Genomic DNA, 14799 nt, shown 5'->3' on the forward strand with positions numbered 1-14799 from the left:
CAGCCATTCGATGGTACGCCGGCGGCGAGCGGCGGCGAAGGAAACGGTGAGATGAGCGGCAAACGCAAGATCGTGGTGATGGGCGCGGCTTCCGGCATCGGGGCGGGCGTCGCCGCCCATTTTCACGAGCGTGGCGATCACGTTCTCGCGGTCGACATGCGCGAGCAGCGAACCGCGGCAACCGAGTATGCCCGTTGCGACCTGCGTGACGGCGACAGCATCCGCGACCTGCTCGCCGGCATCGGGCCCGGATGGGACATGCTGGCGCACGTCGCAGGTGTGCCCGGCACTGCACCGGCCGCCGACGTGCTCAAGGTCAACTACCTCGGTATGCGGCTGATGGCCGAAGGCATGCCGGTATGCCGGTCCAGCTGTGATAGTCTACTGTAACCATTACAGTACCTCTCGCAGGAACTATCCGAGCCCCTGGAGTGACCGGTGGAAAGCCCCGTTCAGGACGTCGCCCCCGACGAAGTGGCCGACCTACTCCGTGATCCCTATCCCCTGTTCGCGCAGCGGCGTAGCGACACCACCGGGGTCTTTCGCGGCAGCGTCATGGACTGGTCCAAGACACCGGAATCCATGCGGCCCGAACATCTCTACGCCGCAGTCTCCTTCGATGCGGTCAACCGGGTGTTTCGCGATGGCAAGGTGTTCAATTCCCAGATCTACGACAGCACCATCGGCCTGTTCATCGGCCCGACGATTCTGGCGATGGAAGGAAAGAAGCACTGGGAGCACCGAAACCTCGTCTCCGCGGCATTCAAGTCGAGGTCGCTCGCGCAATGGGAACCGCTGATCGTCCGCCCCGTCGTGACCGCGCTGATCGACGAGTTCGTCGACAGCGGCCGGGCGGATCTGGTGCGCGATTTCACCTTGGAGTTCCCCACCCGGGTCATCTCGAAGCTTTTGGGCCTGCCCGAGGAGGACCTGCCGTGGTTCCGCAAGCGTGCCGTCGAACTGATCAGCTACACCATCAAGTACAAGCGGGCTTTCGAGGCGTCCGCGGCGCTCAAAGACTATTTCCTGCAACAGATCGAGCGGCGGCGATCCAAGCCGACCGAAGACATCATCGGTGATCTGGTCTCCGCTGAGATCGACGGCGAGAAGCTCAGCGACGAGGCGATCTACTCGTTCCTGCGACTGCTGCTGCCCGCCGGACTGGAAACCACCTTCCGCTCGTCGGGCAACCTGTTGTACCTGTTGCTGACCCATCCCGAGCAGTTCCGCGCCGTACAGGCCGACCGCGAGCTGATACCGGCTGCCATCGAGGAGGGGCTGCGCTACGAGACACCGCTGACGACGGTGCAGCGGTACGCGACCGCGAAGACGGAACTGGAGGGTGTCGAGATCCCCGAGGGATCGGTGATCGACGTGTGCATCGGCTCGGCGAACCGGGATGAGAAGCGCTGGGAGCGCTCCGAAGAATTCGACATCTTCCGAAAACGTGTACCGCACATCTCCTTTGCCGCGGGCGAGCACACCTGCATGGGGCTGCATCTGGCCCGCATGGAGACCAGGGTGGCGGTCGAGTGTCTGCTGGACCGCTTGACCGACATCACCCTCGTCACCGACGACAACCCTCACATCTGGGGCCAACCCTTCCGGTCACCCACGGCGCTGCCGGTGACATTCGACCCAGTCGGCTGACCGGTGCCCGCAACAACCCCCGGAAAAACCCGAGCTCGTCGCGACCGCGGGTCGATCAGCGCCGACGAGATCCTCAACGGCGCACTGGAAGTCGCCGCAGAGGTGTCGATCGACAATTTGAGCATGCCGCAACTGGCCAAGCATCTCGGGGTCGGGGTCACCAGCATCTACTGGTACTTCCGTCGCAAGGATGATCTGCTCGACGCGATGACGGATCGGGCCCTGCAGCGGTTCGAGTTCACCGTGCCGACCATCTCAGCGTCGAATTGGCGAGAGTCGCTGCGTGATCACGCGCTGACCATGCGCCGACAGTTCCGCGCCGACCCGATTCTCTGCGACCTGGTGCTGATCCGCGGGCATTACGGTCATCGGGCCATCCACGGCGCGCTGCAGAAACTCGAACAGCCGATCGGGGCGCTGATCGAGGCGGGGCTCAGCGCCGAGCAGGCGGTCGAGACGTACGGCGCGATCTCGGTGCACATCCGGGGCTCGGTGGTTCTCGAACGGTTGCAGGAGCGGACCGAGGGCTTCCCGTCCCAGCGGGCCGACGGCGGCAGGTACATCGGGTTCGCCGACGACATCGACTTCCACTACATCCTGAACAGCATCCTCGATCAGGCCGAAGCGATCATCGCGGCGGCGTAGCGCCCGCCCGAGGTGCGCGGTAGGCCACGGTCTTCGATTCCAGATATTGCTCGAACCCCTCGAAGCCGCACTGCCTTCCGACACCGCTGTTCTTGAAACCACCGAACGGCGCGTCGGCGCCGTAGAACATGCCGCCGTTGACCCCGAACGAACCGGTGCGGATGCGACAGGCGATCGCCATGCCCCGCTCCAGCGAGCGTGAGGACACCGCGCCCGCCAAGCCGAAGGCGCTGTCGTTGGCGATCCGGACCGCTTCGTCATCGTCGTCGAACGGCAGCATCACCAGGACGGGCCCGAACACCTCCTGCTGGGCGATCGCCGCGCCGTTGTCGACATCGACGATCACCGTCGGCGCCACGTAGTGCCCGCCGGCCAAGTGGTCAGGGAGGTTCGCGACGGCACCGCCGCCCGTGGTGATCTCGGCGCCGTCGGCGCGAGCCTGATCGATCGCGTCGAGGACCCGTCGCTTCTGCGCCGCGCTGATCACGGGGCCGACGAGGGTCTCCGGGTTGACCGGATCCCCAATGGGAACAGCCTGATACGCAGCGGTGACGGTAGCGACGGCCTCGTCGAACAGCGACCGATGGACCAGCATGCGCGTGGTGGCGGCACACGCCTGGCCCGCGTGCACGCACACCCCGACCGCCGACCCGACGATTGCGGCGGGAGGGGCGTCGTCGAGCAGAATCGACACCGATTTGCCGCCCAATTCCAGAAACATCCGCTTCATCGTGTCGGCACCCACACGCATCAACAGCTTGCCGACCGCGGTGGAGCCGGTGAACGAAATCATGTCGACGCGGGGATCGGTGCCCAGCAGCGCGGCCACGTCGTTGGACGGCGTCGGCACGACGTTGACGACGCCGGGCGGGATGTCGGTGTGTTCGGCGATGAGCCGGCCGAGGCGCGTCGCGTTCCACGGTGTGTTCGGATCGGGCTTGAGCACGACGGTGTTTCCGGTCGCGAGCGCGGGACCGAGCTTGTTGAGGATCACCTCGATCGGGAAGTTGGACGGCGTGATCGCGGCGACGACGCCGACCGGTTCCTTGACGACGATCCGCACATTGCGGTCACCGAACAGGCCTCCGCCGTCGAGCGTGCGCTCCCAGGGGAAGTCGAGCATCAGCCGCGCGGGATAGCGCAGCGCGTCCGCCAAGGGCCAATCGAGTTGTGCCGACCGGGTCGTCATCGCCGGACAGCCGACCTCGGCGATCAACTCCTCGCGCAAATCGTCCTGCTCGGCTTCGACCGCGGACTGCAGCTGATCGAGACAACGCGCCCGCAATCGGCGGTTGGTCCGCCAGTCGGTCTCGTCGAACGCCCGGCGCGCGGCCGCGATCGCGCGGTCCATGTCGTCGGCGTCGGCGGCAGCGGTACTCCCCAGAAGCTGCCCGGTGGCCGGACTCACGTTGTCGAACTGTTCCCCGGATGCCGACGCGACCAGTTGTCCGTCGATGAGCATCCGCGATTCGGCGCGCGCGCCTGCCCGCCTGCCGACGTCGATGCTGGTCTCGATCCGTTCTTCTGAATTCTCGGCGGCGCTCACCCGGCTACCTCGTAGACTCTGTTTGCGGGACGACTAACTGTAATGCTTACAGTAGGTTTATTCAACAGCCGGAGCGCCGGGTACGAGGGAGCCGATTTGGTCAAGGTCATGGAGGGCGTGCGCGTCCTCGAGGTCGCACAGTTCACGTTCGTTCCGGCGGCAGGGGCCATCCTCGCCGACTGGGGGGCCGACGTCATCAAGGTCGAACACCCGGTGCGCGGCGACACCCAACGCGGCTTCATCAACATGGGCGGCTTCCAACTCGACCCCAACCGCCATCCGCTGATCGAGCACCCGAACCGTGGCAAGCGCAGTGTCGGCATCGACGTGTCGAAACCGGAAGGCCAGGAGGTTCTCTACGAGATCGCCAAGACCGCCGACGTCTTCCTCACGAACTACCTTCCGGCGCAGCGACAGAAGAACAAGTTCGACGTCGAGCACATCCGCGCCGCGAACCCGGACATCATCTACGCGCGCGGCAGCGCATACGGCGACAAGGGCCCCGAGCGTGACGTCGGCGGTTTCGACGGCACCGCGTTCTGGACCCGCGGCGGGGTAGGCCACGCGCTCACGCCGGAGGAGATCGGCGGGGCGCTGTCGCAGGGCATTCCGGCGTTCGGCGACTCGATCGGCGGCATGAACATCGCGGGCGGGATCTCGGCCGCACTGTTCCACCGGGCGCGCACCGGCGAGGCGGTCGAACTCGACGTGTCGCTGCTGAGCACCGCATGGTGGGCGGCCGGCGCCAGCGTGACACAGGGCATGGAGACCGGCGAGACGATGCGCTCGCTGATGCCGGACGCGACGGGCCCGAGCGTGAACCCGTTCATGGCGAACTACCTGACCTCCGATGGCGGCACCATCAACCTGTGCATCGTGAGCCCGACCGGGTACATCCGCGACGCGTTCGAACATCTGGAACTGCCGGAACTCGCCGACGACCCGCGCTTCTGCGACGTCATGCCGTTGATCGAGAACGCCGCCGCCGCAGCGGAATTGATCCGCGAGAAAATCCGCAGCAAGCCGTTCGACTACTGGCGCGAGCATCTGAAGACGATGAAGGGCCAGTGGGCGCCGTTCCAGAGCCTGCTCGACCTCGGCAGCGACGAGCAGGCGCTCGCCAACGACATGGTCGTCGAGGTCGAGGCGGCCGACGGCGGCGAGCCCTTCAAGGTGGTTCGCGGGCCGGTCCAGTTCAATCACGAGCCGCTGGAGACCACGCGGGCCCCGCAGGCCAGCGAGCACACCGAACTGGTCCTGATGGACATCGGGATGGATTGGGACCGCATCGAGGCACTCAAGGACTCCGGCGCAATCGCCTGATTATCGCGAGGGCCCACACGCAGTCGGGGACGACCGTGTTTGCCCGCCGACACGCCGCCGCAGGTGTACATTCCGCGGTCGCTCGCGACGGAGCTACGCCCGCTCGACGCGGATGGGGACCCCCGTCAACCACGCCATGCCCGACAGCGGTTCCACATCTACCGGGTCGCTGGACATCAACTGGTTCACGTTGGCGCCTCCGGCTCGATTGGCCAGCCGCCAGCTTCCAGTTCCCTTGTGGCCCCAGCCGTGTGGCACCGCGACGACGCCGGACACGAGATCCTTCGTCGTCAGCACCGGCACGGTGATGACGCCGTACGGCGACCTGATGCGCACCTCGTCGCCGTCCGCGATGTGCTGCTCGGCCGCGTCGTCGACATGCATCAGCGCATGCTGGCGACGATCACCTCGCATCAGCAGCGGTGAGTTGTGCATCCACGAGTTCTCCGAGCGTGGCTCGCGCAAACCGATCATCCGCAGTGGGTAGCCGTCGGGCAGCGCGCGCTGCGACAGCTTGGCCAGTTCGTCGGCAATTCCGGGGTGGGCCAACCGCATCCGACTCGACAGGTAGCCGACGGCATCGCGCAGTACACCCGTGCGGATGTGCGGTGAGAGCACGACGCCGTGCGGATGCTCCTCGGTCAGCCGTCGCAGCGTCAGACCGCCACGGCGCAGGCCGAACCGGTCGCCGCCCTCCGACATTCGCACCAGCGCGTCGATCATCGCCCGTGGCGAAGCGTCGAACCCGATGAGGCGCCCGAGCTTTCGCACACCGGTGAACGCCGCGAAAGCGGGCACTCGACGAGCCAGCCGCCCGGCCAGGTCCTCGACGATGTCCCACTCCCCGCGCGCCTCGCCCACCGGTGCGAGGACCGCTTCCGTCGCCTGGCGGAACGGCGTGGCCTGAAACCCTTGAAACGTGTACGGGAAGTCGTCGCGCTCGTACATCGTCGTGACGGGCAGGATGTAGTCGCATTGCGCGCTCGTCTCGGTCACGTAGAAGTCGAGCGCGACGGACAACTCGAGTTCACCGAACGCCGCTTCGAGTTCCTCACCGTTGGGCACCGACAGCACGGGATTTCCAGCCGAGACGAACATCGCCCGGATTCGGCGGTTACCTGGAGTGGTGATCTCCTTGGCCATCAGCGCCGCGGGCTCGGAACCGATCGCGCTCGGGACCCCGCTGATCCGCGAGCGCTTCCGCCGATACGACCGCCGCATGACCACACCCATCGCGACGTTCTGCCACTTCTGACCGACGGTGTGCATGGAGCTGAACACCGAACCACCCGGTACATCGAGGTTGCCCGCCACGAGGTTCACGGCATCGATCAGATAGGTGGTCAGCGTGCCGTGGCTACCTACACAGGTGCCGAGCCTGCCGTAAACGGCCGCACGCGGAGTGTCCACCAGGTCGCGCGCCAGGGCCCGCACGCTGTCCGCGTCGATCCCGGTCCGGGTTGCCGTCGACTCCGGAGTGAAGGGCCGGCACATCTCGTGCAGCCAGTCCACGCCGTCGGCCTTCCGTTTCACGGCGGGGATGTCGACCATGCCGTCGGCGAACATCACGTGCAGCAGCGAGAGCAACAACAACGAGTCGGTGTCCGGGACGATGCCGAGCCATTCGAACGCCACAGCGGTCTCGCTGCGCCGCGGGTCGACGATCACCACTCGCCCGCCGCGTTTGACGATGTCGTGCATGCGGTCCTTGATCCGCGGCGCGGTGAGGAAACTGCCATGTGACACAACCGGATTGGCGCCCATCATGACCAGCAGATCGGTTCGCGTCAGGTCCGGGATCGGCACGGACGTCGGCACGCCGTAGAGCAACTGGCTCGCGATGAGCCTGCTGTTGGTGTCCTGCGACGATGCGGTGAAGTAGTGGCCGTGACGGCCGAGGCCCTTCATGAACAGCAGCGCCGCGAACGTGTGCGCATAGCTGAACGCGCCGGGATTGCCCATGTACCAGCCGACCGCACCCGAGCCGTGGCGGCGAAGGATGTCCGAGAGTCGCCCAGCGATATCGGCCATCGCCTCGTCCCAGCCCACCTCTTCGAAGCCGGTCGGCCCTCGGCGCAGTGGCCTCGTCACCCGATCCGGATCGTTGACGACCTCGGTGAACGCAATGCCCTTCTGGCAGGCGAAGCCGGCCGACAGCGGGTGCTCCTTGTCCGGCCGCAGTGCCACCAGACGGCCGTCCTCGACCGTCGCGATCATTCCGCACAGCGGTTCGCAGATCCGGCAGAACGTCGGCTTGTGCTCGATGACCGTGGCCACGCCGATTACGATACTGTAAGCATTACAGTTCGCATAGGCCCGGCTCAGGAGGAATGCGCAGAATGAATGACGTCGCGATCATCGGTGTCGGACTGCATCCGTTCGGCCGCTTCGAAGGCAAATCTGCGATGGAGATGGGTGTCGACGCGATCTTCGCCGCGGTCGCCGACGCCGGCGTGGAGTGGACGGACATCCAGTTCGCCACCGGCGGCAGCTGGACCGTCGCCAACCCCGACGCGATCGTGGGCATGGTGGGGTTGTCCGGTATCCCGTTCACCAACGTGTTCAACGCCTGCGCGACGGCGGCGAGCGCGGCAAAAGCGTGCGCCGACGGAATTCGGCTGGGCGACTACGACATCGGCATCGCGATCGGGCTGGATAAACACCCGCGTGGCGCGTTCACCGAAGATCCCGCCCTCGTCGGCATGCCGCGGTGGTACGCCGAGAACGGCCAGTACCTGACCACCCAGTTCTTCGGTATGAAGGCCAATCGCTACCTGCACGAGCACGGCATCAGCCAGCAGACCCTGGCCAGGGTCGCGGCGAAGAACTTCCGCAACGGCGCGTTGAATCCGAACGCGTTCCGCCGTAAGCCCATCCCGGAGGACCAGATCCTCAACTCCACGATGTTGAACTATCCACTCACCCAGTACATGTTCTGCGCTCCCGACGAGGGCGCGGCAGCGGTGGTCATGTGCCGCGCCGACATCGCCGAGCGGTACACGTCCAAGCCGGTGCACCTGCGGGCGGTCGAGGTCCGCACCCGCAAGTACGGCGCCTACGAGGTGAACACCACGTTCGCGCCCGTCGAGGAGGACGTCGCGCCGACGGTCTACGCCGCCAAAGCCGCGTTCGAAAAGGCCGGAGTGACACCCGAAGACGTCGATGTCATCCAGTTGCAGGACACCGACGCCGGAGCCGAGATAATCCACATGGCCGAATGCGGCTTCTGTGCCGACGGCGAGCAGGAGAAGCTGTTGGCCGACGGCGCCACCGAGATCACCGGTTCTCTTCCGATCAACACCGACGGCGGTCTGATCGCCAACGGCGAGCCGATCGGCGCGTCCGGCCTTCGGCAGATCCACGAACTGGTCCGCCAACTGCGCGGCGAGGCGGGCGACCGCCAGGTCCCCGGAGAACCCAAAGTCGGCTTCTCCCAACTGTATGGCGCGCCGGGCACCGCCGCCGCGACGATCCTGACGAGGTGACCCCCCGCTCGCGAGAGTGGGTTGTCACACGCCGCAACGCGCGGCCCAACTGCTGCCGAATGGCACGCTGAAGACCTACCAGGGATTTCCGCACGGCATGCCGACCACGCACGCCGACATCATCAACGCCGACCTGCTGGAGTTCATCCGGTCCTGAGCCTTACTTCATCACCCGGCGCGACAGCCGGGACCAATCCTGTTGTCGGGCCGATCATTTGAACTCATCCGGCCGGCGCCAGCATGTGCTTCCATCCGTCATCTCCGGTGTGCGTCGAATGTTCGACTCCGTACTTGACGCCGTTGGGGGCGACGACTTCTCCGCTGGACGGGTTGTACGTCGCCGCGGGAGGAGTGTTCGGGGTGTAGTCGCACGGGTTGGGCTGTTGCCCGCTGCACTGGACGGTTCCCGAACCCGGCGGCGACAGCGGATCGCTGACCGGCGGTGGCGTTCCGGGCAGCAGATCGGCGGGCAGCGGGTTCAGGCCGGTGTTCACCGACGGCGCCGGGACCACCCTGCCAGGGTCCACCGGGTGGTCGCAGCGCGCAGCCGGCGCCGGGCAGCTCAAGATCTGATTGGGATCCCCGTACCACGGGTTGGTGCCCAGCGGGACGTAAGGCTCGTCGCTTCGGCACTCCCGCGGCGTCGCAGCGCGCTTGCCGGGGACGTCGACACACGGGATGTTGCGCGATCCGCGAACCACGTTGGCGGCAGTGTCCTTTGGGATTTTGCAGTACATGCCCGCGGGCAACGGCGCCTGACTGGTGTCGGCGGGTGCGCGCCATTCCGAGGCCGGCAGGAACCCGGTGAAGCACGGCGGCGGCTGGTTGATGCTGAACGCGAAATCCAGCACGATGTCCTCGCCAGATGCGGTCGCCGTCTGCGCGATCGACGTGAGCTGGGGAAGCAGCACCAGCAACTGTTCGGCGTTGGCGTGGTAGCGCTTGAGCATGTCGAGCACAATCGCGAGATTGGCCAGTGTCTGCGGAAGCGATTCGCCGACGCCGGCGAACACCGCGTTGAGCTGATCGGCGAGCGGTGCCGCGTTTGACAGGATGCTGTTGAGGTTTCGGTCCGTCTCTGCGGCCTGGCGGGCCAGGATGTTCGACCGGGCGGCCCAGCGTTCGATGGAGTCGGCGGAGTTGACCTGGCTGTCGAGAATGGGGCCTGAATGCGCAATGATGTCGTTGACGGCGTCGATGTTCGCCTTGAAATCGCCGACGGTCGCTTGAGTGGAGTCGACGAGGCGCTGCAGCGCCGGCCCCAGCCCGCCGACAGCCTGGGACGTCTCGTCGAGCAGCGAGGCGATCTTGTCCTCGGGCAGCGCGGCCAACCCACGGTTGGCGGCGTCCAGTGCGGGCCCGATCGCGGCCGGCACTGTGGATTTGGTGATGGTCTGGCCGGGCGCGAAGTATTGGTCAGGACTGTTCTCCGACACCAGATCGATGTACTGCTCGCCGACCGCCGACACCGAGTGCACGTTGGCCGTGGCGTCGATAGGGATTTTGTACTGATCGCTGATGCTCATCGTGGCGATGGCGCCGCGTCGGGTCGGTTCGATGTTTGTGACCTTGCCGATGGTGACACCACGCGAAGTGACATTGGCCGTCGCATACAAGCCACCCGAGGACGGGAGTTCGGCCTTGAGCTCGTACTGCCCGACGCCGGCCAGACGAGGAATGTGCATGTAGTACCAGCCGAGCACGATCACTCCGATCGCCGTCAGAACAGCGAAGACGACCAGTTGGCGCTTGATCTGGGGCGTCAGCACGGCTCATTCACTCCGTTCCACCAACGGTCCCCCAGGGACGTTGTTCGGGTTGGGGGTGAAGCGGACGTCCGGGAGCATCGTTGCCGGGTCGCGTCCCCATGACTGCTCGAGCGCGCGCAGCATGCCCGAGAGTCCGGTCCCGGTGAGGATGCCGTTGTCGATGGCGCTCAACGTCAGGTCGATATATCCCGACAGGTTGATGTAGTCGCCGCGGACCGCCTTTGGCACCGCGTCGATGTCGAACGGCGCGGTCAGCATCAGCTTCAGCGCTTGCAGCAGCAGGGGTGAGGCGCGGCCAAGTTCGCGCAGTGGACGTTGAAGGGCCTGCAGGTCGGTGTGCAGATTGGCTTGCGCCGCCGACAGGGTTTGGTCGGTGACCGCGCTGAGTCGTCCCACGGCATCGATCGCGTCGGTGAACTGGTTCTGCGTGTCGGCGAAATGCTTGATCAGGGGTGGAAATTCGGTGAGTACGCGATCCAGGGTGTCCGAGCGCTTGGCCACATACGCCAGCAGCCGGTCGATGGAATCGATGGCGTGGGTGATGTCGTCGCGTTGCGCGTTCAGCTCCGCTGTGAATGTGGCCAGCTTGCCGAGGAATTCCCGAATCTCCTCGGCCCGGCCGCTCAGCATGTTGTAGATCTCGTTCTGTATCACTTCAAGATTGGGGATGCCCCCGCCGCGTAGCACCGTGGCCACACTGGCCAGTGTGCGCTCGGTCGTCGGGTAGGCCGAAGAGTTCTGCAAAGGGATGGTGTCGCCGTCCGTCAGCGGCTGCAGTGACGGGTTGGCCGGCGCGGCCAACTCGACGTGTTGCGAGCCCAGCAGGCTGGTCTGGCCGATGCTGGCGGTGGCGTTCTTCGGTAGGCGGACGCCCTTTTGGATACCGACGGTCAAGACGGCAACCCAGTTCTTCAGTTCGATGGATCGCACTGTGCCGACGAAGACGTCGGCCACCCGTACCCGGCTGTTGGCGTTGAGCGCCAGTGTGTCTGGCATCTGCACGTAGATGGTGTAGGAATCGGAGCCAGTGCCCGGGCCGCCGGGCAGCGGCACATTCGCGATGCCACGCCAGTTCGCGCACGATGTCAGCACGGCGGCGGCAGTCAGCAGCGCCAGCGCCTGCCATACGCGGTGACGTATCGAACTCACCGTGGCGCTCATCGGCCCGGTCCTGCGGGTGCGGGCGCCTCGGCGGCGAGACGTCCCGGCGGTGGCGCAGGAGGCCCTGCCGGCGGCGAACCGCCCGGTACCGGGCCCGGGACCACTCCGGGCGCCGGGCCCGGTGGTGGCCCGGGCTGGGGGTACCACGGCGGGGGCAACGGGCTGGATTCGTTGTAGGCATTAGGCGGCCCTGCCATGTTCTGTCCCGGCGGCGGGGGTGCGATATCGGATCCACCCAACAGCTCCGCCAACGACTCCGGAGTCAGCATGTTCCGGGTGAACGGTGACACGTCCACGCCCTGCATCCCCGGCGCCACCACCCAACCCGGCTCGTGATTCCCGTGCGAGAACGGTGTATCCGGGGAGAAGATTCCGGGCACGGTGGTGTCCTTGTAACCCGGCGGGGGCCGCAGCCGCTCCTCGGAGTAGGCGATGTGCTTGGGCAGCGCGGCGGCCGTGCTGACCAGATTGACGCCGAACGGCGGGTAGTTGAACTTGATCGCGTCCAGGATCGGGGCCAAGTACTGAGCGCACAGCTCAGCTGACTCTTGATAACCGAGCCGGCTGCCGGCTTGAATCGCGCTGCAGATCAACTGCAAGGGATTTGCGAAGTTGAGGAGGGCGGGCAGACCGACCACCCCGCCGTGTGCAGGCTGGTAGATGTTCTGGAAGTTGGCGGCCATCGTCGGAAAGATGTGCAGCGCGGTTTCCAGGCCGTCGAGGCGGTCGGGTTGCACCACAGCGGTGGTCACCTGCGAGAGATTGTTGACGTCGTGGGTCAGCACCTCGGCGTTGTCGTCGAAGAATTTGCGCGCCGTGGCGATCAAGCTGTCGAACTGCTGCGTCGCGTCGGCGAGTTCCTGACCGGTGTTGGTGAACAAGGTGGTGAACTGTGCCAAATCGGTGTTGAGTTGCGTGAACCGTTCGTGGTTTTGGTGCATGGCGTTGACGAAGAGCGCCAGGCTGCGCAGCACTGCGAAAAAGTCGCCACGACCCTTGTTGAGCGCAGTCAGCGCGTCCGACAGGCTGGTCAAGGTGGTGTTGATCTGGTTGCCCTTGCCGGCCAGCCCGTCGGCGAGCGATTCGACGACGTCGCCGAACGGGCCTTTGGGCTGATCGGGCGTCGGGCCGAGTTTGTCGAGGGTGTTGGCGATCCGATCGCGTAGGTTGTCCCATTCCACCGGCACCTGGGTGCGTTCGAGGGGAATCACCGCGTTGTCGGCCAGCACCGGGCCGCCGCGATAGGGCGGCGTCAACTCGATGACCCGGGACGCCACCAGGCTGGGGTTGACGATCGCCACCGAGGCGTCGGCGGGGACCTTGTACTTGTTGCTGTAATGGAAGGTCACCTTCATCCTGTCGCCCGCCGGCTCGATCTTGTCGATCGAACCCACGCGCACACCCATGATTTGGACCTTGTCGCCGGCGTAGAGGGCGTTGGCCTCGGTGAAGTAAGCGACCACGGTGTTGGTCGTCAACTTCTGGTACAGCTCGCGGCCGGCCACGACGCCAACGAGCGCCAATACCACCACGACGACGCCGAGCGTCACTGCGGTGCGAGACACCTGCGGCAGCTTGAGGTTTCGAATGTTGAAGATTGTCGACATCGTCAGTGGCCTCCAATGTCCGTTGGCCACGGCACGCCCGGCGGTGGGGCGGCCGGAACCTGCGGGCCGGGGCCCGCGGGCGGTGGCGGTCCTGTCAACGGCGCGGGCGGCATCGCAGGCGGAGGGAACGGCTGCGAGACGGGGCCAAGGGGTTCCGTACGCGCTCCTCGCGGCGCCGACGGCGGCAGCGGTACCGGCACGCCCTGCACTTGTGGCGGTGTTTCTCCCGGCACACCGGCGATGGGAATGCCGGGTTGGTATCCGGGCCCGCTCGGGTTGGGTTGCGACGTAACGACGTTCGGAGGTCCGAAACCTGCGAAGGGTCCAAAGGGCCCCTGGCTCTGGTCGAGATGTGCGCACGGAAGTGGGTTGGCCATAGTGGGTGTCCCGTCGGCCGGTGGGGTGTACGAGCAGGGCGAGCCCGGCGGGACCGCCGGCCCCGGGTTCTCGGGTGTGCCCTCCAACACCGGTGGCGCCGGCGGCGGCGCGCCGTTGGGGAAGCGCATCCCGTTCGGGTCGGGCCATCGGAATGCCGGCAGACCCGCTCCGCGCCAGAAGTTCTCAGGATCGATACCGCGCTTCTTGAATGCGGCATCGACGAACGGCTGCAGAATCTGGTAGGGCAGCAAGTTTGCGATCATCACCTTGAAATACGGCCCCGACGCCAGGCCCTCGTTCAACGCGGCGGTGTACTTCGCCAGCGTGACAAGCACCCGGCCCAAGTCGTCCTTGCGTTCCACGAGCACGTCGGTGAGCGTGCGTACCTGTTCGAGGAGATGGTTGAGGTTCGGGTTGTCGTCGATCAAGCCCTGCAGTTGCGTCGAAAAGGCCGAAACCCGTTCCAGGAGTGCATCGATTGCATCACCACGCTTGTTGAACGCGGCCAGTAGGCTCTGCGCATTGACCAGCAACCGGTCGAACTCTTCGGCGCGGTTACCCAGTACGTCGGCCGCCTTGTGTGCCTGCGCCAGTAGATGAGTGATCTGCTCGTCGCGCTTGCCGATGGTGTCGGAGAACTCGGCGACCCCGTCGAGGGCGGCACTCAGGTGGGGGTAGGTCTGGTCGACGGTTTCCGACAGCACGTTGAGTGACTGCTTGACGGTGTCGATATCCCAGCCAGCGGCGGCCTCGGTGACATCGAAGAACGCGTCATAGATCTGGTACGGGGTAGTGCTTTGGCCCAGTGGCAGCGTTTCGCCGGGCCTCAGGGGCCGATCGCCGCGCGGCTCGATCTCGAGCACTTTCTTGCCCAGGATGGTGTCGGTGCGAATCGCCAGTCGACTCTCGGCGCCAATGGTGTTGGTGCCGATCGAGAACTTCACCGCGACGTGGTCGCCGTCAATCGCGACGCCTTCCACGATGCCGACGTCTGTGCCCGCGATGCGCACTTTGTCGCCAGGGAAGACTCCACCCGAGTTCGCGAACTCCGCATAGTAGGAAGGACGGGCGAAGAGCATCGGCACGCTGGTGAAGGTCTGACCGACGCCGATCACCAACGCGGTGATTGCGATGAACATGAGTCCGACGCGAATTCGGTCCACTGACTCAAACTTTTTGACAGGCCCGCGTTATCCACAACGCGGCGTTGTTGAGGAGGTTGAGTGAGGCATGGT

10 protein-coding genes and 2 pseudogenes are annotated in these 14799 nt (G+C 65.8%); 6 read left to right on the plus strand and 6 right to left on the minus strand.

Annotated features, from left to right (window positions below):
* Window positions 1–51: 51 nt before the first annotated feature.
* From AU188_RS12200 to AU188_RS12210, 3 genes and pseudogenes are all read left to right on the plus strand, one after another.
* Window positions 52–354 (plus strand): annotated as a pseudogene (locus AU188_RS12200) (SDR family NAD(P)-dependent oxidoreductase); the annotation flags it as partial.
* An 84-nt stretch (window positions 355–438) separates the two neighbouring features.
* On the plus strand, window positions 439–1650 hold the full coding sequence (locus AU188_RS12205) for a cytochrome P450 (protein ID WP_059163977.1): 1212 nt from the start codon (window positions 439–441) through the stop codon (window positions 1648–1650).
* 3 nt (window positions 1651–1653) lie between these two features.
* A complete protein-coding gene (locus AU188_RS12210) occupies window positions 1654–2295 on the plus strand; it encodes a TetR family transcriptional regulator (RefSeq protein WP_059163978.1) in 642 nt (213 codons plus the stop codon).
* On the opposite strand, the gene AU188_RS12215 is transcribed toward AU188_RS12210, so the two are convergent.
* Window positions 2279–3757 carry an aldehyde dehydrogenase family protein gene (locus AU188_RS12215; protein WP_156426657.1) on the minus strand — a complete coding sequence of 493 codons (1479 nt, stop codon included), beginning with the start codon at window positions 3755–3757 and terminating at the stop codon, window positions 2279–2281. The genes AU188_RS12210 and AU188_RS12215 overlap by 17 nt on opposite strands.
* Before the next feature lie 192 nt (window positions 3758–3949).
* Between AU188_RS12215 and AU188_RS12220 the strand changes: the two genes are divergently transcribed.
* On the plus strand, window positions 3950–5164 hold the full coding sequence (locus AU188_RS12220; protein WP_059163980.1) for a CaiB/BaiF CoA transferase family protein: 1215 nt from the start codon (window positions 3950–3952) through the stop codon (window positions 5162–5164).
* A 93-nt stretch (window positions 5165–5257) separates the two neighbouring features.
* On the opposite strand, the gene AU188_RS12225 is transcribed toward AU188_RS12220, so the two are convergent.
* On the minus strand, window positions 5258–7381 hold the full coding sequence (locus tag AU188_RS12225; protein ID WP_059163990.1) for a molybdopterin-containing oxidoreductase family protein: 2124 nt from the start codon (window positions 7379–7381) through the stop codon (window positions 5258–5260).
* A 122-nt stretch (window positions 7382–7503) separates the two neighbouring features.
* On the opposite strand from AU188_RS12225, the gene AU188_RS12230 reads away from it, so the two are divergent.
* Together AU188_RS12230 and AU188_RS25295 are read left to right on the plus strand one after the other, a co-directional pair.
* On the plus strand, window positions 7504–8649 hold the full coding sequence (locus AU188_RS12230; RefSeq protein ID WP_059163981.1) for a thiolase family protein: 1146 nt from the start codon (window positions 7504–7506) through the stop codon (window positions 8647–8649).
* A gap of 40 nt (window positions 8650–8689) precedes the next feature.
* Window positions 8690–8806, plus strand: a pseudogene (locus AU188_RS25295) (alpha/beta fold hydrolase); the annotation flags it as partial.
* Window positions 8807–8870: 64 nt separating this feature from the next.
* Here the strand turns inward: AU188_RS25295 and AU188_RS12235 are convergent.
* The 4 genes from AU188_RS12235 to AU188_RS12250 are packed head-to-tail and all read right to left on the minus strand — an operon-like array spanning window position 8871 to window position 14703.
* Window positions 8871–10418 (minus strand): MCE family protein, encoded by a 1548-nt coding sequence (locus tag AU188_RS12235; protein ID WP_059163982.1) that lies wholly within the window; start codon window positions 10416–10418, stop codon window positions 8871–8873.
* 3 nt (window positions 10419–10421) lie between these two features.
* Window positions 10422–11579 (minus strand): virulence factor Mce family protein, encoded by a 1158-nt coding sequence (locus tag AU188_RS12240; protein WP_059163983.1) that lies wholly within the window; start codon window positions 11577–11579, stop codon window positions 10422–10424.
* Window positions 11576–13186 (minus strand): virulence factor Mce family protein, encoded by a 1611-nt coding sequence (locus AU188_RS12245; RefSeq protein WP_059163984.1) that lies wholly within the window; start codon window positions 13184–13186, stop codon window positions 11576–11578. The genes AU188_RS12240 and AU188_RS12245 overlap by 4 nt, the downstream gene beginning before the upstream one ends.
* 2 nt (window positions 13187–13188) lie before the next feature.
* A complete protein-coding gene (locus AU188_RS12250; RefSeq protein ID WP_059163991.1) occupies window positions 13189–14703 on the minus strand; it encodes a virulence factor Mce family protein in 1515 nt (504 codons plus the stop codon).
* Window positions 14704–14799 lie beyond the last annotated feature (96 nt).

It is taken from the genome of Mycobacterium sp. IS-3022 (assembly GCF_001500065.1).
In the GTDB taxonomy this organism is placed as follows: Bacteria; Actinomycetota; Actinomycetes; order Mycobacteriales; family Mycobacteriaceae; genus Mycobacterium.

Coding starts and splice junctions, on each gene's coding strand:
- AU188_RS12215 (WP_156426657.1), bottom strand. CDS start 3,757: ATGCTCATCGACGGACAACTGGTCGCGTCGGCATCCGGGGAACAGTTC.
- AU188_RS12220 (WP_059163980.1), top strand. CDS start 3,950: ATGGAGGGCGTGCGCGTCCTCGAGGTCGCACAGTTCACGTTCGTTCCG.
- AU188_RS12225 (WP_059163990.1), bottom strand. CDS start 7,381: ATGATCGCGACGGTCGAGGACGGCCGTCTGGTGGCACTGCGGCCGGAC.
- AU188_RS12230 (WP_059163981.1), top strand. CDS start 7,504: ATGAATGACGTCGCGATCATCGGTGTCGGACTGCATCCGTTCGGCCGC.
- AU188_RS12240 (WP_059163983.1), bottom strand. CDS start 11,579: ATGAGCGCCACGGTGAGTTCGATACGTCACCGCGTATGGCAGGCGCTG.
- AU188_RS12245 (WP_059163984.1), bottom strand. CDS start 13,186: ATGTCGACAATCTTCAACATTCGAAACCTCAAGCTGCCGCAGGTGTCT.
- AU188_RS12250 (WP_059163991.1), bottom strand. CDS start 14,703: ATGTTCATCGCAATCACCGCGTTGGTGATCGGCGTCGGTCAGACCTTC.